17 protein-coding genes and 2 pseudogenes are annotated in these 18,557 nt (G+C 67.9%); 9 read left to right on the top strand and 10 right to left on the bottom strand.

Annotation, left to right across the window (positions count from 1 at the left end; all coding sequences use genetic code 11):
• Positions 1-577: 577 nt before the first annotated feature.
• The 5 genes and pseudogenes from ACZ4WS_RS45330 to ACZ4WS_RS45310 all read right to left on the bottom strand — a co-directional run bounded on the left by ACZ4WS_RS45330 (position 578) and on the right by ACZ4WS_RS45310 (position 4,280).
• Complete coding sequence (locus tag ACZ4WS_RS45330) at positions 578-802, bottom strand: hypothetical protein (RefSeq protein ID WP_467989697.1); 225 nt, start codon at positions 800-802, stop codon at positions 578-580.
• Between the two features lie 44 nt (positions 803-846).
• Positions 847-2,253: a ferredoxin reductase family protein gene (locus ACZ4WS_RS45325; protein ID WP_467989695.1), complete on the bottom strand. Its 1,407-nt coding sequence runs from the start codon at positions 2,251-2,253 to the stop codon at positions 847-849.
• 276 nt (positions 2,254-2,529) lie between these two features.
• The gene (locus ACZ4WS_RS45320) at positions 2,530-2,958 is read right to left on the bottom strand and encodes a hypothetical protein (protein WP_467989694.1); all 429 of its coding nucleotides are present in this window, start codon (positions 2,956-2,958) and stop codon (positions 2,530-2,532) included.
• A pseudogene (locus ACZ4WS_RS45315) lies at positions 2,955-3,784 on the bottom strand (IS5 family transposase). The gene ACZ4WS_RS45320 and the pseudogene ACZ4WS_RS45315 overlap by 4 nt, the downstream one beginning before the upstream one ends.
• Positions 3,785-3,941: 157 nt before the next feature.
• Positions 3,942-4,280 carry a hypothetical protein gene (locus tag ACZ4WS_RS45310; protein ID WP_467989692.1) on the bottom strand — a complete coding sequence of 113 codons (339 nt, stop codon included), beginning with the start codon at positions 4,278-4,280 and terminating at the stop codon, positions 3,942-3,944.
• A gap of 472 nt (positions 4,281-4,752) precedes the next feature.
• Between ACZ4WS_RS45310 and ACZ4WS_RS45305 the strand changes: the two genes are divergently transcribed.
• The 5 genes from ACZ4WS_RS45305 (at position 4,753) to ACZ4WS_RS45285 (ending at position 9,098) form a co-directional block, all read left to right on the top strand.
• On the top strand, positions 4,753-5,448 hold the full coding sequence (locus tag ACZ4WS_RS45305; protein WP_467989691.1) for a response regulator transcription factor: 696 nt from the start codon (positions 4,753-4,755) through the stop codon (positions 5,446-5,448).
• The gene (locus ACZ4WS_RS45300; protein ID WP_467989689.1) at positions 5,445-6,860 is read left to right on the top strand and encodes a sensor histidine kinase; all 1,416 of its coding nucleotides are present in this window, start codon (positions 5,445-5,447) and stop codon (positions 6,858-6,860) included. The genes ACZ4WS_RS45305 and ACZ4WS_RS45300 overlap by 4 nt, the downstream gene beginning before the upstream one ends.
• A 185-nt stretch (positions 6,861-7,045) precedes the next feature.
• Entirely contained in the window at positions 7,046-7,876 is an 831-nt protein-coding gene (locus tag ACZ4WS_RS45295) for an IS5 family transposase (RefSeq protein ID WP_467989688.1), read from the top strand.
• On the top strand, positions 7,873-8,394 hold the full coding sequence (locus ACZ4WS_RS45290; RefSeq protein WP_467989686.1) for a hypothetical protein: 522 nt from the start codon (positions 7,873-7,875) through the stop codon (positions 8,392-8,394). Before ACZ4WS_RS45295 ends, ACZ4WS_RS45290 begins: the two co-directional genes overlap by 4 nt.
• 95 nt (positions 8,395-8,489) lie before the next feature.
• Positions 8,490-9,098 (top strand): GNAT family N-acetyltransferase, encoded by a 609-nt coding sequence (locus ACZ4WS_RS45285; RefSeq protein WP_467989684.1) that lies wholly within the window; start codon positions 8,490-8,492, stop codon positions 9,096-9,098.
• Positions 9,099-9,246: 148 nt separating this feature from the next.
• Here ACZ4WS_RS45285 and ACZ4WS_RS45280 read toward each other — a convergent pair.
• A pseudogene (locus ACZ4WS_RS45280) lies at positions 9,247-10,329 on the bottom strand (integrase core domain-containing protein).
• Between the two features lie 100 nt (positions 10,330-10,429).
• Complete coding sequence (locus ACZ4WS_RS45275; protein ID WP_467989682.1) at positions 10,430-11,506, bottom strand: tetratricopeptide repeat protein; 1,077 nt, start codon at positions 11,504-11,506, stop codon at positions 10,430-10,432.
• A gap of 489 nt (positions 11,507-11,995) precedes the next feature.
• Between ACZ4WS_RS45275 and ACZ4WS_RS45270 the strand changes: the two genes are divergently transcribed.
• On the top strand, positions 11,996-12,367 hold the full coding sequence (locus ACZ4WS_RS45270) for a hypothetical protein (protein ID WP_467989681.1): 372 nt from the start codon (positions 11,996-11,998) through the stop codon (positions 12,365-12,367).
• A 68-nt stretch (positions 12,368-12,435) separates the two neighbouring features.
• Here ACZ4WS_RS45270 and ACZ4WS_RS45265 read toward each other — a convergent pair whose 3' ends face one another.
• Both ACZ4WS_RS45265 and ACZ4WS_RS45260 read right to left on the bottom strand, forming a co-directional pair.
• Positions 12,436-13,338: a hypothetical protein gene (locus ACZ4WS_RS45265; protein ID WP_467989679.1), complete on the bottom strand. Its 903-nt coding sequence runs from the start codon at positions 13,336-13,338 to the stop codon at positions 12,436-12,438.
• Between the two features lie 236 nt (positions 13,339-13,574).
• Positions 13,575-14,141, bottom strand: a complete 567-nt coding sequence (locus ACZ4WS_RS45260; RefSeq protein WP_467989677.1) for a hypothetical protein — start codon at positions 14,139-14,141, stop codon at positions 13,575-13,577.
• Positions 14,142-14,251: 110 nt separating this feature from the next.
• Here ACZ4WS_RS45260 and ACZ4WS_RS45255 point away from each other — a divergent pair, with 110 nt between their 5' ends.
• A complete protein-coding gene (locus ACZ4WS_RS45255; protein WP_467989675.1) occupies positions 14,252-14,458 on the top strand; it encodes a hypothetical protein in 207 nt (68 codons plus the stop codon).
• 354 nt (positions 14,459-14,812) lie between these two features.
• Here ACZ4WS_RS45255 and ACZ4WS_RS45250 read toward each other — a convergent pair whose 3' ends face one another.
• Positions 14,813-15,109, bottom strand: a complete 297-nt coding sequence (locus tag ACZ4WS_RS45250; RefSeq protein WP_467989673.1) for a hypothetical protein — start codon at positions 15,107-15,109, stop codon at positions 14,813-14,815.
• 245 nt (positions 15,110-15,354) lie between these two features.
• Between ACZ4WS_RS45250 and ACZ4WS_RS45245 the strand changes: the two genes are divergently transcribed.
• Entirely contained in the window at positions 15,355-16,734 is a 1,380-nt protein-coding gene (locus tag ACZ4WS_RS45245) for a tyrosine-type recombinase/integrase (protein ID WP_467989670.1), read from the top strand.
• A gap of 56 nt (positions 16,735-16,790) precedes the next feature.
• Positions 16,791-18,545, top strand: a complete 1,755-nt coding sequence (locus ACZ4WS_RS45240; RefSeq protein ID WP_467989669.1) for a hypothetical protein — start codon at positions 16,791-16,793, stop codon at positions 18,543-18,545.
• Positions 18,546-18,557 lie beyond the last annotated feature (12 nt).

Genomic DNA, 18,557 nt, shown 5'->3' with positions numbered 1-18,557 from the left:
TTTCTTGCGCGTTGCGGGTTCGCCCCCCCATCCTCTTTCCTCCTCCTCCGCGACCTCCCTCCCCCCCCCCCCCCCCCCCCCCCCCCCCCCCCCCCCCCCCGGCCGGGCTTGACGCCAGGCGTCTACAGCTGCGGCGAGGATCCCCACCAGGCTGAGGGCCACCATCGATGTCCAGGGATGGCGCCGCAGGACGTCCAGCCCCATCGGCCACCGGTCGTCTTCGGTGGCGGCGTTGACGGCGAGCGATGCCAGCGCCGGCGCCAGGAAGCAGAGCACGGCAACTGCAATGCGTCGCACCGTTGTTGACATCCGCCCCCCAACCACCCACCCGGACAGACGATACGCCGACTGTCCGTTGACATTGAAGTTAGTCCGGCAGGAGGCTCTGACCTGCACGGACTAGCTTCGCTGTCAATGCGTGTCGCGTGGCATCGCCGGGCTGCTTCATGCACCAGCCTGGCGGTCTCACCGTCGTACCCGAATCCTCGGATGGGTTCATCCCGCGTGTGGAAAGGCGTGAATCTGCACGCCCTGCGCAGAACGCGGGCGTGCAGATCCACTTGGATGTGGTGCCTTGCTACTTGTTCTCGCCGGGCTTGCCGACGTGTTCGCCGTCGCCTGGGGTGTCGTCGCCGGGCTTGGCCTGGTCCTGGCCGGGGCTGGCGGGGGCTGTGGAACCGGGTGCCGTGTGATTGCCGTCGTCTCCGGATTTGCCGGTGGTTCCGGAGAGGTTGAACTGGAAGGCGAAGAGGAGGGCGGCCACGGCGAGGGTGGCGGTGATCCAGATGGTGTTGCGTCGCATGTCGGTCTCCTGTTGGTCGGATGGGGCGCTGGTGGTGTGCGCGGTTACCAGGCGAACTCTTCGGTGTGGATGTTGTCGCGGTGGGCGCCTGCGCCTCGGGCGGCTTCGCGTACGGCGATGATCCAGGTGGGCGGGCCGCAGACGTAGATGTCGCAGCGCGCGATGTCAGGGACGAGGTTCTTGAGGACTTGGGCGTCGTCATGGAGGTGGGCCGGTCCTGCGGCCTGCCAGGAGGTGTCGGCGCGACGTGGTCCCGGCAGGAGGATCAGCTCGACACCGCGGTCGGCGGCAATCGCCCGCAGCTCGTCGGCGAACACGGCGTGCTGGTCCTCGCTGTAGCGATGGATGAGGGTGGCCTCGCCGGGCGCGTAGGCGGTGTCCTCGAGCAGGGCGCGCATCGGGGTGATGCCGATGCCGGCGGCGATGAGGAGCATGCGGGGTTGGGTGCGTTGGCGGGCGGTGAGGGTGCCGTAGGGGCCTTCGATCAGGGCGCGGGTGCCGGGGGTGAGACGGGCGGCGCGTTCGCTGCCGTCGCCGGCGGCCTTGATGGTGATGCGCAGCTGGTCGGCTGTGGGGGCGGCGGAGAGGGTGTAGGGGTTGCCGCGGGACCAGCCGGGGCCGTCGAGGAAGCGCCAGATGAAGAACTGTCCGGAGGCGGTCTTCATCTTGTCCAGGCGGTGGCCCTTGAGCGTGATCGATACCGTCCCGGGCGCCTCGGTGTTCACGGACTCGACGCGCAGACGGTGGTGGAGGGAGCACCAGGCGGGCAGGGCTATGCGGTACAGGAGGGTGACGGCGAACGCGAAGCCGTACAGGGTCCACCAGTAGATGCGGGTCCAGGTCTCGTGGAAGTCGGCGCCGTGGACGAACGTGTGCGGGAACGTCGCGGCGATCCCGGCGTAGGAGTACAGGTGCAGCAGGTGCCAGGACTCGTAGCGCAGCTTGCGGCGGGCAGCGCGGATCGAGGTGACCACCACCATGATCAGCAGGATGGTGCCGACGGTGGCGAAGAGCATCCATGAGTCGGTGATGAACACTCGTATCAGCGCGTCCAGCATCGCCTCGGGTTCGCGCACCGCTCGTTCGACGGCGAACAGTGCGACGTGGGCGATCATCAGCCAGAACGAGGCGAAACCGATCCAGCGATGGCGACGGGTGAGCAGGTCGTGACCCCAGGAGCACTCGACCCAGGGGATCCGCGCCAGGAGAACGACTTGGAGGATCATCAGGTCGGAGGCCAGTAGTCCCGTGAGCAGGCCGAGGGAGCCCATGGCCCGGTCGAGGGTGGTGAGGCTGAGCGGGCCGCCCTGGTTCATCACCCACAAGGCGACGACGGCGACCACGGACAGGATCGCAAGGGCGCCCAGGGGGTCGGCCAGGGTGAAGCCTCGCCCGCGGCGTGTGGCGGGCGGCTTGCGATGGCCGCGGAGTGGAGCGGTGGAGAGGGTCATCACGGAATTCCTTCGGCGTGGGTCACTGTCGGCCGCGGTGCGCGGGGTGTGCGGTGTTCACGCTGGCCGTGCTTTTTGTGGCAGCTCTAAGAAGCCGCCCGCATTCCAAGGCACCCCGAACCCTGGGAAGGGCCGGTGACCTGCACTGATACTGGGATGGGGAGGGGGAAAGCTGTGGAAGCGGGCCGCGTGGCTCTTAGAGGGCGGTAAGTGAGACGATGTCCGTTTCAAGGATGCGGGCGTGGGTGGCGGGGTTCTCGCTGGTGGGGGCGGCGTTCAGCGCGTCGGGAGGGTGAACTGGCCTTGTTCGGGCTCCGCGACGGCGCCGCGGGCGACGAGGCGTTTGACCTTGTGCCGCATGTTGTTGATGTTGCTGTTCGTCAGCTCCACGCCGACTTCTTCGCAGATGCTTCGCACGCGTAGCGGTCCGTCCGCGCGGGTGAGTACGGCCAGGATCTGCTCATAGGCCGGGGCATCCGGCGGGATGGGAGCCAGGGTGGTCGGCGGCGCCGGTTCGGGATCGGGCAGGGCGAGGAGTGTCTGACGGGTCGTCGTGACGCTCGCGGCCTCCTGCTCGAGTTCGGTGAGTTGCGCGGACAGCTCCGCGATCTGCGCGCGGACAGTTTCCTGTTCGGCGGTGATCTGCTGTTCGCGGGTCTCAAGCAGGACCAGGACGGCACCGAGGGTGAGGTCGGGGTTGGTCATGCGCCGCGCCAGGTCGGTGCGGCCGTGCCGGTCAGCCGACGGGCCATCACGTCGCTTATGGCCCAGTAGATTCGCGACTCGGTCGAGGAGGTGAGGTGTTCGTAGTCCCGCACCAGCCTGCGGAAGAACATCAGGATCCCGTTTGTCTGCTCCACCACCCACCGCTTGGCCTGCGGAACGAACCCCACGTCACCAGGGTTGCGCGTGAGACCTCGACCTCGATGCCCAGTTTCTGACGGTGGTCCACGACGGCGTTCTTGAACCCCTGATCCACCAGCGCCTTGACGACACTCGCGTTGTCGGCGGCGGCCTTGTCCAGCAGGGCGATACCCGCGGCGTTGTCGTGCGTGCAGGCCGGCACCACCGCCGCCGCGATCACCAGGCCCAACACGTCTACAGCCATGGCCCGTTTGCGGCCCGGCGCCCTCTTGTTCGCATCCCGGCCCGTCGTGGATGCAGGAACTCCGGAAGCCGCGTGGAGGCTCTGGGTGTCCAGCACCACCAACGACGGGTCCTCTAATCGCCCCCGGCGCTCCCGCACCTTCCACCGCAGCAGGTCATGGATGAGCTTGTCCGTGCCGTCGTCGCGCCAGGTGCAGAAGTAGTACTTCACCGCGCCCGGCGGCGGGAGGTCGTGCGGCAGGTAGTCCCACTGGCAGCCGGTCCGTGACTGATAGAGCAGAGCGTTGACGATCTCCCGCATCTCGTACCGGCCCGAATGCCCGCTCACCGAGGGGTGTTGGGCCTTCCAGGCCGAGATCACGGGCTCGACCAGAGCCCAGCGCTCGTCGGATAAGTCGCACTTGTATGGCTGCCGCTCACTCACGCCAGGAGTCCAGCAGGACCCCCGCCCCACAATCAGCCCGATTCCCCCAGAGCCACACGTTCAGGCGACAGCATCACGGACACCAGATCGCATACCGCCCTCTCAAAGTACGGTGTGTGACATGGCGTCCGAATACGCGCCAGGGCCCACTGGGGAACTACTTCCATGCAACGGCCACGATGGCTGCGGCCGCCGTGAACGTCCCCACGGCATAGAACGCCCACTGCTGCTTGTTGCGCATGCCCACGAGCGCTGTTACCGCCACCAGGACGTCCAGGGCCAGCTTCACTCCCATCTTCGCGTTGTCCACCGGCAGGTCCAGGGACGTCCGGGTCCATATGAGTCCCGCACCGGTGACCAGCTGAACGACCGCGCTGATCGGCATGTAACTGCCGGTCACCGGGTCCTTCCCTCTCAGCTGGAAGAAGAAGCCACCCATGATCGCGGCGAACCCGAAGAGGTGGAAGACAAGGAACACGTACCGAAGGATCTCCATGCCGGTGATCGTTCCATAGGGACAGCACAAATTGACTATCTTCTACACAAGAGCACGACCACGTCCGCATCACCCTCGCGACCACCACCACCGAGGATCTCGACGGCGACGACTCCCCGGACAAATCCGAACCGGCCCCGCCCGGACACCCCTCTACCCCAAGTACCTGGCAGTCGCCGCAGACAGGAAAACCGTCCCCGCCAACCCGAGGCCTATGCAGAGCCCTGGTTGCTCTGGCTACTGCCGAAGAGCGTCGGAGGCGTCTGCACCGAAACCGAGCCCGGCTTGTTCACCTGTGGCCAGCCATTGGCACGCCATGCTTCCACGACCAGCTCGCCTCACCCAACGCAACCCCGAAAAGGGCATCGAGTCACTTACCGCCCTCTTAGACTTCCTTGTCCTTTGCGGCCGATTCTTGACCTTGGACAGCCCCTGACGGCGGGGCGCCGAGGGAAGGGCTGAGGTTCAGCGGATGACAGGAGCGGGTCGCAATCCCGAGGTGTTGGTCGTGGATGACGACCCGGGCGTACGCGAAGCCCTGGACCTCGGTCTGGAACTGGAGGGCTTTACGGTGCGGCTCGCCGAGGACGGCACGATGGCGCTGCAAGCGGTCGCCACGCGACTTCCGTCGGTAATCGTGCTGGACGTGACCATGCCTGGCCTGTCCGGCGTCGACGTGGTCCGTCGACTACGGGCCGATGGCCGAACCCTGCCGGTGTGCATGCTGTCCGCGCGTGACGAGGTCGACGACCGGGTTGCCGGGCTCGCGGCCGGCGCGGACGACTACGTGGTCAAGCCGTTCTCCATCGGCGAGCTCGCTGCCCGCCTGCACGCCATGGTCCGCCTGCACGAGTCGACCGCAGAGCGGCCACTGGTCATCGGCGACGTAGCGATCGAGCCGGCCCGTCGCATCGCCTCGCGGGCGGGGCGGGATCTGCAGCTGACCGCCCGCGAGTTCGACCTGCTGCTCGCGCTCGCGTACCGGCCCGGGCAGGTCCTCTCGCGCGCCCAGTTGCTGGAGCAGGTGTGGGGCTATACCTGGGACGTGGACACCAACGTGGTGGACGTCTTCATCGGCTACCTGCGCAAGAAGCTCGAAGCCGACGGCAGCCCGCGCATCCTGCAGACGGTGCGCGGGATCGGATTCGCCCTGCGGGCCGGATCGTGAAGCTCGTACCGCGCAGCTTGCGCTCCCAGATCACCATCGCGGTAGCGCTGCTGGTGACGGTGGTGGTTGCGCTCGCCGGGCTGGTCATCGTCGCCCGGATCGACCACCGCGACCGCACCGACGTCGACCGGCAGCTTGAGGCCCGCGCCGAGAAAGTACAGCAAGACGCCGACAAACTCCTCGGCCAAGGCGACCACCAAGGCGGCGACGAAGGAGACCAGGGCCAGGACGACTATGGGGGCCTGCTGACCGGCAGTCAGAGTCTGGTCCGTCTCATCTCGGACGGACAGGTCACCGCGCAGCGCGGCGAGACCCCGCCCCTCCCTTTGCCGGTGCCCGAGCGGGACGGCTACACCACCATCCAGGGCGACGGACAAACCTGGCGCTCCCTCACCCGGCCCTTGAACACCCCAGGCGATCGGCTCGAAGTCCTCCAGGACATCGACGCCCTTGAACGCCGCCGCAGCGACAACATCGCCATCGTCGCCACGGACACCCTCCTCGCAGCCGTAATCACCGCCGCGGGTACCTGGCTGATCACCCGGCTCCTCCTCCACCCCCTGCAGCGGCTGCGCACCGGTGCCCTGGCCGTCAGCGCCGACGTCACCGGGCCCGCCCTTCCCGCTGTCGACCGGTCCCAAGAAGTAGCCGACCTCTCCCACGCGTTGAACGTCATGCTCGACCAGCTACGCACCAGCATGGAAGCCACACGCCGCTTCACCGCAGACGCCGGACACGAACTGCGCACCCCCCTCACCACGCTCGGCATGACCCTGGAGACCCTCCAACGCAACCCGGACCTACCCGACCACCAACGCACCGGGGCCCTGAAAGCGATGCAGACCGAGCACCAGCGTCTCACCACGCTCCTCACCGGCCTCCAGGCACTGGCCCGCGGCGACGCCCGCGCCCTTCCCGAGCGCACTGCCGTCGACCTGACCGCCCTGTTGACCGAAGCTGTCCACCATGCCGCCCACCGTCACCCCGCCGTCACCTACCACCTTGCACCCGCCGCTCCGGTGACCATCCAGGGATGGCCGGCCGGACTCCGGCTCGCCATCGACAACCTCCTGGACAACGCCGCTCTCCACGGCCACACCGACGGACACGTCGACATCCAGCTCTTCCACCACGACGATGTGGCCCGGATCACCGTCAACGACGACGGTCCCGGCATCCCGCCCGACCAGCGCCAAGCTGCGAAGGAACGCTTCGCCCGCGGCCCACGCACCCACGCCCCGGGCTCCGGGCTCGGCCTCGCCCTCGTCGAGCAGCAGGCCCACCTCCACCACGGCACGCTTCACCTCGGGCAAAGCCCCAGCGGCGGACTCCAGGCGGTCGTCAGCCTCCCCATCCAGCCCGGCCCCGATCCCGGCACGTCAGAGAGGCCAGCAGGCGCGCCGCCGCTGTGATCGGTTCTGACCAGCCCGTCTCGGATCGGTGGCCGATCGGCCACTGAGTGGCCGTTTGCCCTGAAATTCGGCCACGGGATCTGAGAGGGCATTTTGAGCTGGTATGACGGTCTCGTGGTCGCCTGATCGTGTGGGTTTGGGCGGTTCGGGCCGGTCGGCCTGCTTGGTCCTGTTGGGCTGTCTGGGTGAGTGACCGCAAGCCCTACAAGAGCGACTTATCCGATGAGCGGTGGGCGCTGATCGAGCCGGTGATCTCGGCATGGAAGGCCGACCATCCGTCCCCGACGAGACATCAGGGCCGATACGAGATGCGGGAGATCGTCAACGCGATCCTGTACCAGGGCAGGACGGGCTGCCAGTGGGACTACCTCCCCCATGACCTGCCGCCGAAGTCGGCCGTCTACTACTACTTCGCGGCCTGGCGCGACGACGGCACGGACGTGAAGATCAACGACCTGCTGCGCTGGCAGGTCCGGGAGAAGGCCGGGCGGCCGGAGGATCCGAGCCTGGTCGTGATCGACACGCAGAGCGTCCACGCCGCGGTGAACGTCCCTGCGACCACGACCGGGAAGGACGCGGCCAAGAAGGTGCCCGGACGCAAGCGCGGGCTGGCGGTCGACGTCCTCGGCCTGGTCATCGCCGTCACCGTGCTGGCCGCCAGCGCCCACGACAACGCGTTCGGCACCGCCCTGCTCGACAAGGTCGCGGCAGGCGCCGGCACTGTGAAGAAGGCCCTGGTGGACCAGGGGTTCAAGAAGACCGTCGTGGACCACGGGAAGCAGGTGGGCATCGACGTCGAAGTCGTCGAGCGCAACCCGGGCCGAGATGGGGTTCGTGCCCCAGCACAGCGGTGGATTGTGGAGCAGCCGAACGGGATCTTGATGCTCCACCGCAGGCTGGTGCGCGACTACGAGTACCGGCCCGCCTCGGCCGAGTCCCGGGTGTACTGGGCGATAAGCGACCGGATGTCGAAGATGCTGACCGGCACCTCCACGCCCGCCTGGCGCGGAGCATGACCGGCGGGGAGCTGATGTTGGGGGCGCTGCTGGCGCGGATGGAGGAGCGGGAGATCGCCGCGCAGGCCGAAGGGGCCCGGGAGAGGATCGCGGAGCTGACCGCACTGCTGGACGGGTTCGACACCGCCGCCGAGGAGATCCGGATCACTCGCAAGACGCTGCTGGAGCTGCCCGATCCGCCCCTGCCCGTGCCGCCGGCCGCGAAGCTGCCGGACCATCCGGCCTACCAGCAGATCATGGCAGTGTTCGCCGCGGCCGATGCCCCGCTGCGGGCGCGGGCGGTGTGTGAGGTGATGGACGTGGAGATCGCTCCCAGCAACATCAACAACGTCCGTCTGAAGCTCAAGCGGCTCGCCGAGCGGGGGATCCTGGCCGAGACCGAGCAGGGGTTGTTCACCCTGCCACGGCCGCAGCCCCTCCGGCGGGCCGCAACAACCAGCCTGCTCAGCCCAACCGAAAGGCCAAACCGGGCATCACCTCAGGTGCCGCCCTCTGGGGGCGCTCGGTCGCGCCGATGAGCGGACACGTCGTTCTGCCAGCCCGCCGAGAAAACCCGTTGCGAGTGCCCCGCATCGGATGTCTGATTGATCGGCCACCGATCAGGGGAGGGAACATGACGACGTCGCTGCCCACCCCCTCGTTGCACACCGCTCGCCTTCGACTGCGTGCCTTCGAAGACGCGGATGCGAACGACCTCTTCGCACTGCACAGCAGCGCCTACGTGCTGCGCTACTGGGACGCGCCACCGTGGAGCGAACGCGTGCGCGCCGAGAAGTTCATCACGGCTTGCCGGCAGATGGCACAGGAGGGCACCGGGGCGCGGCTGGCCGTAGATCGTGTCTCCGACGGGGCGTTCATCGGCTGGTGCAGCCTGAACAGGTGGAATCCGGACTACCGCAGCGCGTCGCTTGGCTACTGCTTCGACGATGCAGCGTGGGGCCACGGCTACGCGACCGAGGCCGCGTGCGCTCTGCTGCGGTGGGCATTCGACACGCTGGACCTAAATCGCGTCCAAGCTGAGACCGATACGCGCAACGTGGCTTCTGCCCGCGTGCTGGAGAAGCTCGGCTTCGTGCGTGAAGGGACGTTGCGGGAAGACTGCGTCGTCAACGGCGAGGTCTCTGACTCGTGGGTCTACGGGCTGATCAGGCGGGAGTGGCAGCCGTCATCCGAGCCGGTTCCCGCCACTGAGTTCCGTCGCTCGGCACCCGGTATCGGCTAACCCCAAGCAACCGATCACTGCGCCTCGTCCACACACAACAGCGAACCGGACAAAAAGTTACATACCGCCCTCTGGTGTCCGAGTAGGTCACGCAGCGTCGCGATCCAACAAGCGCAGCCTGTGCCGTTCGTAAACTCGTCGCTGCTGGTCAGGCCGCGTATCTGTACTCGTTGATGACGCCGCTGAGTACTCGGGTGCGGAGGGCCGGTGAGCGGTCGGGTCGGGTATGGGCACCGGGTGGTCCTGGGCGAGGGGAGGGAGCTGTTTCCGGGCCTGGTGCGGGCGATGGCGGTTGTAGCCGGGTGTAGGCGTTGAGGACTTGCCGGGCGTGGGTCTCGTTCCACATAAGGAGGTGGTCGAGGACCTCGCGCCGCAGGGTTCCGATGACCCGTTCGCAGTGGGCGTTCGCTCGCGGAGCACGGGGTGGCGTCTTGATGACCTCCACGTCCTCAGCCTCGAAGACCGCATCGAAGGATGCGGTGTACTTCGCGTCCCGGTCACGGAGCAGGAAGTGTAGTGAGTCGACTCGTACGCCCAACTCGGCGGCGAGGTTTCTTGCTTGTTGCACCGTCCAGGATCCCGTCGGGTGGGCGGTCACGCCGGCGACGTGCAGTCGGCGTGTGCCGTGCTCGAGGAAGACCAGCGCGTACACCCGGCGTAGGTCGGCCAGGTCGATGTGCACGAAGTCGCCGGCGATGACACCCTCGGCTTGCGCGGTCAGGAACTCGCGCCACGTCGGGCCCCCACGGCGCGGGGCCGGATCTATGCCCGCCGCGGTGAGGATCTCCCAAACCGTCGTCGTGCCGATCGGATGCCCGAGGCGGACCAGTTCGCCCTAGATTCGACGGCAGGCCCAGCGTGGATTCTCTTTGGCCAGCCGCAGCACCAGCGTCTTCAGCGCTCTCGCGGTCGGCGGCCTGCCGGGCCCGCTCCTGCGCCTGCTGTAGTCCCACTTCCGGGCGATCAGCCTGCGGTGCCACGCGAGCAGAGTCCCGGGCGTCACTGGAAACACCTGCGACCACCGGTGCCGGGGGATCAGCGAGGACAGTGCCGTGAACCACAGCCGGTCCGCTGGCTCGTACCCCACGGGCGCGGTGAGCTGCCTGCGCAGCACCGCGTTCTCATGCCGCAGCACCAGCAGCTCGGCGTCTTTGGCCGCGTCCCGGCGCAGCAGTACCGCCGGGACCGCGAGCAGCTTCCGTGCCACCTTGAACACAAGCGAGACGATCACCCGGACAGGGTTCCAGCAGGCCGTGACGGCGCGCCAGACCCACTCCGAGCAGCAGCGATGAGTTTCCGAACAGCACAAGATCGTCGGGGTTGTGCTCCGCTCAGGTAAGGGCGGGGTTGCCGTGGCACTTCTTGTACTTGCGGTCTGCGCCGCACCAGCAGGGGCCGTTGCGGGGCGGCGGCCAGGGGCGGGCCTGCCCGCGCGCGGCCAGGTCGGCGGCGTAGGAGGCGCGCAGGCCCGGGGCGGCAGGGTCCTGGTTCTCGTCGCGGGCGTAGGCGGCGAAGTCGTCGACCGTGCCGCGGGCGGTGCCCAGGCGGGGCATGCCGGAGTCGGAGTAGGTGCGCAGGAGTTGTTCGACCTGGCGCAGGTGGTGGGTGTGGTCGGTGCCGTAGTCGTCGGCGAACGTGGGCCAGCGTTCGAGGAGTTGGGTGAACTCTTGCTGTGGCCAGAACAGCGCGCAGGTCATCTCGGGTGTGTGGAGGGCGGCGCGGCGCTGCTGGACCTGCTCGGTGAGCCGGGCGTGCTCGGTGAGCAGAGGGTCGAGGTCGGTGTCCTCGTCGGGGGAGAGGCGTTGTGGGTTGTGGAGTTCGTCCAGGGAGCGGGTGCCGCGCAGCAGGGCGGGTCCTTGGGCGTGGACCTGGTCGGCGATGGCGTCCCAGTCGTCGTGCACGTCGCCGGTCAGGCGGCGTACCCGGTGGCGGCTGGTGAGCAGCATGTCGAGGCCGGGCGGCCCTGTCTCGACGAGGTCGGCGGTCAGGTCGGTGGTGGGGCCGAGGGTGTGGGTGATGCCGGCGGTGAACCAGTCGGCGGCGGTGTGGGGGTCGTCGGCGGCCTCGAAGCTCTCGCCTACGTAGTGCCAGGCCAGGGTGTCGTGTGGATGTTGGCCGCGCAGTTCGCGGGCGGCCTGACGGGCCTCGGCTTCGCGTCCGGCGTCGAAGAGGGCACCGATGCGGTAGGCGGCCACCAGGTGCGGGTGGGTGGACTCGTCGGCGAGGAGCCGTTCGTACAGCCGTAGCGCGCGGTCGTGCTCGCCTGCCTGGCACCAGGCGTCCGCGGCCTCCAGCAGGATCTCCTCGCGGTCCTTTGGGTACGTGGCCGCGAGTTGTTCCAGTTCCCGCGCTGCCGCGTCGGGGGCGGACGGGGCCGGCGCGGGGGTGCGGTGGTGCTTGGCGGACATGGCAGCAGGTTACCGGCGAGCCCGACGGCCGGAGGCGTACTCGGCCCGTGGTTGCCCGGACGCTGCTTCTGTTGTGCCGGTCGTACGGCCTCGGCCTGCCGGTTGTGTCGCTCGTTGAGGTGAGGAGAATCCTTCCGTCGGCATCCCCAAACACAGCGATGCCCGGCTCCAGGCCGCCCTGCTGCACGAACTCGACCAGGCCGGAGCAAGCGGCCACTGCCACCTGCCGGTGCGCGCACTGATCGCCCGCACCCGTCAGCTGCTGAGCGACGACGACCCGGCGAGTGCGGAGATCCTCGACGACGCGGTGTTGCGCCACGCCACATCGACGCGGGCAGTGGCTACCGGCGGACCGGAGGAGCAGCCCGAGCCACCTCCAACCTCGGCGAGGGCCGCATCTTCACCCCGGACCCAGGCAAGTACCACGACGAAAACGCGCTCGAACTGCGGATCTTTGAAAACGGCGGCCTCCGGCTCTTCTCCAGCCGCTTGTCTGAGCGGATCAATGAAGAGACCGAAGACCACTTCCTCTACGACCACGCCGTGGTGGGCAACACCCGCCGCTTCCTCGCCCTCGTGCGCCAGGCCGCGGCAGACGCCGGCTACATGGGCAACTGGGCCCTCGCCCTGGGCATCACCAGGCTCCGCGGACGCAGTCCCTACACCAGCGTTCCGCGGAACCATCGTGCGTTTGCCGGAATGAAGAACCTCTACGACCGGGACACCTACGAACAGGCCACGGAGACCACCTGGGCCGAGCTCAACGAGGGCCCCGGAGCGGTCACTCGCCGCCTCGCCGGCTCCTTTCTGCGAACCCTCGCGGTCGAGGAGTTCTACGACATCGCGCTGAGCGACGTCTGACTCGAACCCATGAGGCCCCTCAGCCGCCCGTCCCGGCGGCTGAGGGGCCTTTTGCTAGTTGTGGCATCTCATGAGATTGGTGCCAGAGAACCCAGATCAGTGAAGTCGTGGTCTTCTTCAGGAAGAACAATGAAGACCCCGGATCCAGGAGGATCCTCCACGGATGCTCTCTGGACACGAGCCAGCCACTCATGGGTGGGCCATTGTGTGTCGGTATCCCAGCGGATCCCCGCGAGGTTGATCTCGACAAGATCCACAGTGGAGAGGTCGACGCCACAAAAGTTACTTGCCGCATCGGTCAGGTTGCCGTGAGCCTCGATGAAGTCACGGGCAAGGTCGCTGGCGGGGCCACGGCCGAGGTCAAGGGCGAGGGCGAGGGCGCGGGCGAGGGCGAGGGCGAAGGCCAGGTCACTGTCGAGGGCGCTGTCGAGGTCGAGGTCGAGGTCGAGGGCGCGGTCACTGTCGAGGTCGAGGGCGCGGGCGCGGGCCCGGTCGAGGTCACTGTCGACGACGCGGCCGAAATCGTGCCCGAGGGCGCGGTCGAGAGCGACAGAGAGGCCGAGAGCGAGGTCGCGGGCGCGGTCGAGATCGTGGCCGTGGGCGGGGTCGAGGGCGAGATCTAGGGCACGGCCGATAGAGAGCTCGCGGCCGTCGAGGGCGCGGCTGAGGTCGAGGACGAGGTCGAGGTCGAGGATGCGGCTGAGGTCGAGGGCACGGCCGAAGCCGAGGGCACGGTCGAGGGCGCGGGCGCGGTCGAGGGCGAAGGCCAGGTCGCGGGCGAGGTCGCTGAGACGGTCGAGGTCGCGGGCTATGTCGCTGAGACGGTCGAGGGCGGCGCTGGCGAGCGCACGGTCGAGGTCGAGGGCACGGGCGCGGGCATGGTCGAGGTCGAGGGATTCGGTGGCAGTCTCCAGGAAATTCGCGACTTTTAGCAGGTCGCCGCGACGCCGGAGCCGCATCTGTGGAGACACGAACTTCCAGGGAGCCGTGGCGGCAGCCAGGCTCAGTCCCGCCGCGCCCTCATGGCTTGGACCAGGCTGGGGCGTCTCGAGAGGGCGAACGGCGTCCGGAACTGAAGCAGGAGGAGACATAGCCGGACTATCCGGCAGCAGCATGAGGCCAGACGTCTTCAAGGGAGGCCGGAAGCCAGGAGAGCGACGTGAAAACACGGCTAGGACACGGCCCATGAAGGACTCGGCAGAAACTGTCACGCCGCGTCACCTCCGCCCGCCAGATCTTGTCGTGCGATAACACCTGGCTCCGACTGTGGATTCCCGGCTGAAGGACTTCCCGTCTCGGCCCCAGGCAGAGCACCAATCGATTGACCAGGGCTAGGCTGCTGCCCGTTTTGTTGGAGTGCCTGCGATTGTTGCTGCGCCTCGCCGACTACGCCGCCCAGAGCAGCGCGCCCCGCGCTCTTGACCATCAGCGGCACCAGTGCAGTGGCCTGCTGGACAGCCGACAGTGCGCCCAGTCCGATGAGGAACGCCACCAATGGACTCGTGATCTGCGGGTAGGTGGCTGCCACGGCGCCGGTCAGAGCTCCGCTGACGAACAGCCGCAGCAGCCCGGCGAACCAGTACGCCTTCCAGCCGGGTGCGGGCAAGTGCTCCTCGCCGGGCCGCATGTCAGCTCTGCGCTGAGGCGGATCGATGGTGTCCGAACGGACGTTCCATGGCATCTGGCGATGCCACTTGATGGCCTTGATGACGTCGACGGCTTCCATGGCGGCGCCCCCGGACGCTCCCACCACCGCCGCCATAAACCAATCCATGGCCCGAGGCTAGGGGGAATTCCCCAGCAACGAAGTGGTTCTGCGTCACCAATGTACTGAGACAGCACAGGTAGTTCAGAGAAGGGAGTGACTGGCTCAAGGCCGCGGCCATGATGGAGACGATTGCGCTCCATGAGCCGCTGGAGGCGAAGAACGAGTTCTTCGCCTGGCTGGTCGCCGAGACGTTCCTCGACACCAACGGTCAGCCCCTGCGCTACGAGCCGGAGGAAGCCCTCGCGCTGGTCATGCGTGCCAAGCACAAGGGCGCCCCAGTTCAAGAGATCGCCGCGCTACTGCGCGCCTGGTCCACCGGCTGAGGCTGGGGCGAGACGAGTCCGGGACGGGGCGAGCCGAGAACTGAAGGCCACTCTGGCCGCCTACGCCAACCAGATCCAGGTCCTGACCTTGCACAACGCCGAACTGGAGGCGCACAGCGCCCGTCTCCTCGAACGGCTGCGGCAGTCCGGGGAGAACGTCGCGGTCCTGTCGGCCCCGGGCCGTCCCTCGCCCTGAGTGGACCCGACCCCTCACCTGCCGGTTCGCACCGTCTTCGGCAGTGTGACTAATGTGTCGCGCGAAGGGCATGCGCGCTCTCCGCAGGGATACCTCTCACCCCCCGGGCCGTGTGGAATCTCCCCGGCTCACACGCCGCGGCCGACACCCCAGCGTGCTCAGCACGAACGCAGACGTTCCAGGAACTCGGGCACCCCGTCGACCGACTTGTACGGCCGAAACGACGGTCCCAGATCCCGCACCAGCTTCACGCATCGGTCAGCACCGATCCGTTGTGCCACGTCCAGCGACTCGTTGGAGACCACGAGGGCCTGTTCGACTTCCCGGGCCTGAAGCAGGGACCGCGCCTCGTACGTGCGGAACACCCCCCGCGTCTTGTCCCGCGAGCGCGGCAGCAGCGACAGCCCCTCTTCGATCCGAGCCCGTGCCTCCTCCGTCCGGCCGAGATCGAGCATGCACTGACCGGAGTCCACGGCCAGATCTGCGGTTATGTTGGCGCTTCACGCTGTCTCATAGATCCTGCGGTTACGCCGTCGTAACTGCTGTCTCAGGGGGGCCTGTGGCGCACTCAGATCAATCAACCACGCTCAACCATCAGGAGGTTGGAGGAACCTTCGGTACGGCTCCGGAGGCCGTCGTTTTGCTGCACCGGTCCTCGCCGGCTCGGGCAATTGGGGAATGGGGGTTCGACCCGTCCGCAGTGCTGAAGCGTGCGGGCGTCAGCGACAGCAAGTTCTTCGTCCTCGGCGCCGACGGCTCGTACGACCTCGGCTTGAACAGGTTCGGCCGCGAGCTCGACAGCTGGGGCGTGCGATCGGACAACGGCCACGAGAACTACATGCGGGACCTCATGCTGTACTGCCGGTTCTTGCACGAGTCTCGGGGCGGGAAGTCGATCTGGGAGACCGATCAGCAGGATCTGCGGGCCTACAAGAGGGTCCGACTGCGCACGGATGGCCCGGACACGATCTCGCCCTCTACGTGGAGGCGATCGATCGCCGCCCTCGACAAGTGGGTGCAGTGGTCGCTGCACGAGGGCCTTCTGACACAGGAACCGTTCCGGTACATCGACAAGACGGTGATGACCCCGCAAGGCCCGAAGCGCGTGAGGGTCAACGCCGAGTACGAGGTGGACGACGAGGAAGAGCCGCTCCACATCGTGCAGTTCGTCGACTATCTGCTGTGGCGCAACGTCGGGTTGCTCGGGGAACTGCCCGATGGCCGGCCGGACCCGACGTGGCGTGGACGAAACGGCGAGCGCAACGCGCTGTTCGCCGACTCGCTCGTCTACACCGGGATGCGGCTGGGAGAAGGGGCAAGCCTGCTGGTCACCGAGGTGCCGCCGCTGAACGTCCACCGGGTCCTCGGCGACGTCCATCTGTCGGCGGCGGTGACTAAGCGGCACAAGGCGCGGACGGTCTACGCGAACGTGCGCACGCTGCGGTCCTGGCATCACTACCTCGCCATCGAGCGCGATGCCGTGGTCGCGCGTGCTCGGGCCCGCGGCCGGTACGAGAGGGTCGACGACTTCGTACCGGTACGTCGAGCGGGCCGCCATGCCTTGACCGTGGCCGGCGCAGCCCGCGCCTGGTCGTACTCGAAGATCGGCCCGCAGCCCCGGCAGAGACTGTTCCGCGTGGATGGAGCTGGCCGGCCGGAGGAACCCCTGGCTCTGTGGCTCGGCGAAGACGGGCAGCCCCTCAAGCCGTCGACGTGGCAGTCCGCGTTCCGTCGCGCCAACGAGCGGTGTGCTTCCTTCGGGATCGATTTGACGGTCTCGCCCCATACCTTGCGTCATGTTTTCGCAGTTCAGATGCTTGGTCTCATGCTGCGCCAGACCATCCGCGCTCTGGGGCAGCGGGAGGACCGGCACTTCACCCGGAAGGAACTGGAGCGGCTTCTGTTCGGCAGCCCCATGCGCAAGCTGCAGTTGCTGCTCGGCCACAGGCACGAGTCGACGGTCTACATCTACCTGGATCTGCTGGACGAGTTTCAGGAGATCGTCCTGTCTGCCCTGGAGGAGTGGGACGCGCAGGTCGCGGCCTTGGAGGCCGTCAAGGTCGCGGGGGCAGCTGCGTGAGCCCGCGCCGAGTTCGCTTCCCCGCTGCGGTCGACATCCCAGCTCCCTCAGCCCCAGTGCCCAGCATCGGGCCGGTCGTCTTCTCGCTCCGGTTCGGCGCGGAGGAGGTCCACTACGACTTCTCCCGGGAGCCCTGCCCACGTCTGATGCGTCCCCTCGCCGCTGCGTTGAGCCAGCTCGGAGGCGACGACGGACCGGTTCGGGGGAGGAACGCCTTCCGCGAGAGGACCAGGGCGATCCGGCTGTTCGTCGACTTCGTCGCGGCTGCCGAACCGGAACAGGCCGCAGAATTCGGTCTCGATGATCTGGAACCGGAACTGCTCGATGCCTTCGAGGAGCACCTGGCCCGGGTCTTTCCTGCGGGAAGCGGACAGCCGTACGCCATGCTCTCGACGGTCGCCCGGGTGCTCCGCCTCGCCTACGAGGCCGCCCCCGACTCGTTCAGCGCGGAGATGCACGGGCGGATCGGATACACCGCGACGACGACCGAGCCGCCCGCCAGCAAGCCGCTCGACGCCTACCCCGTGCCCGTCTTCGAACGCATCGAGGCGGCCGCGCTCGACGACGTCCGCAAGATCCGGGATCGGATCCTGCGCGGGGAGCGGCTCGCCGAGCAGGGCCAGGATCCGAACGTCGGAGGTTGGGGCCGGCTGGAGAATGTCCTGTGGCATGTCGCCCGGCACGGCCCGCTGACCAACGCCGTCGTCAGACAGCACCGGCCGCTGCGTGCACTGGGCGGAATCCGGGCGGTCAACTCTCACCTGTTCCTGACCAAGGCGGACATGGTGCCGTTCCTCTCCCTTCTGATCTGCCAGACCGGGCTGGAGCCGGAGTGCGCCAAGACCTTGCGCGCGGACTGCCTGGTCAATCCGTCGCGCGGGTTCGTCAGCATCGCGTACGTCAAGAAGCGGGCCCACCAGCGCACCCACAAGACGATGCGGGTCAGCAACGGCGGCGCCCTGCACTACCCGGGCGGACTTCTCCGCCTGGCTCTGCGACTGAGCCAGAGGGCACGCGAGTTCGCCGGCACCGACGCTCTGTGGGTGCTCTCGGTGGATGCCGGTGTCCGCGACGTGTACCTCAGTGGCGTCACCCACACGGCGCGCGACGCGCTGCCCTGGCTGGTCCGGCACCAGATCGATCAGATGAAGGACCGCGGCGGTGGTCCGGTGTTGATGGACACGCGCCGGCTACGCAAGAGCCACAAGTCTCGCAACTACCTGCGTGCCGGGGGCGTTCTCGACGATTTTGTCTCCGGGCACACCAAGCAGGTGGCCGCCAAGCACTACGCCGACATCGAGGCCCACCGCGAGGTCCACGAGCAGGCGGTGGAGAACGGCCTGCGTGAAGCCCTCGACGTCGCCCTGGCGCCGCCGGTCGTACTCGATGACGACGGCAGCCGCCTCGACGAAGGCGAGCAGGAACTCGAACCGCAGGAGGTACGCGCGGCCCTGGGCACGGACAACGACGTCTGGCTGGCGTCCTGCCGGGACTACTACGCCTCCCCCTGGGCGCGGAAGAAGGGCGCCGGATGCCCCGTCGCGATCTGGGGCTGCCTGGAGTGCCCCAACGCCGTGTTCACCACCCGGCATCTGCCGAGCCTCCTGTCCTTCCTCGACTTCCTCGAAGAACAGCGATCCGAGTACTCGGTGGCCGAGTGGAAGGCCCGCTACGGGCTGGCGTGGGAACGCATCGTCGACGGCGTGCGCCCCAAGTTCAGCAATACGCAGATCGCCACCGCCAAGGCCATTGCCGAAGCCGCCGGCCCGCGCCTGTCCCTGCCCGCGCAGTTCCTGGAGCTGACCACATGACCACCGCACCCA

The sequence above is a fragment of the Streptomyces sp. NPDC029292 genome (assembly GCF_055569295.1).
This window is presented reverse-complemented; position numbering and strand designations above follow the sequence as displayed.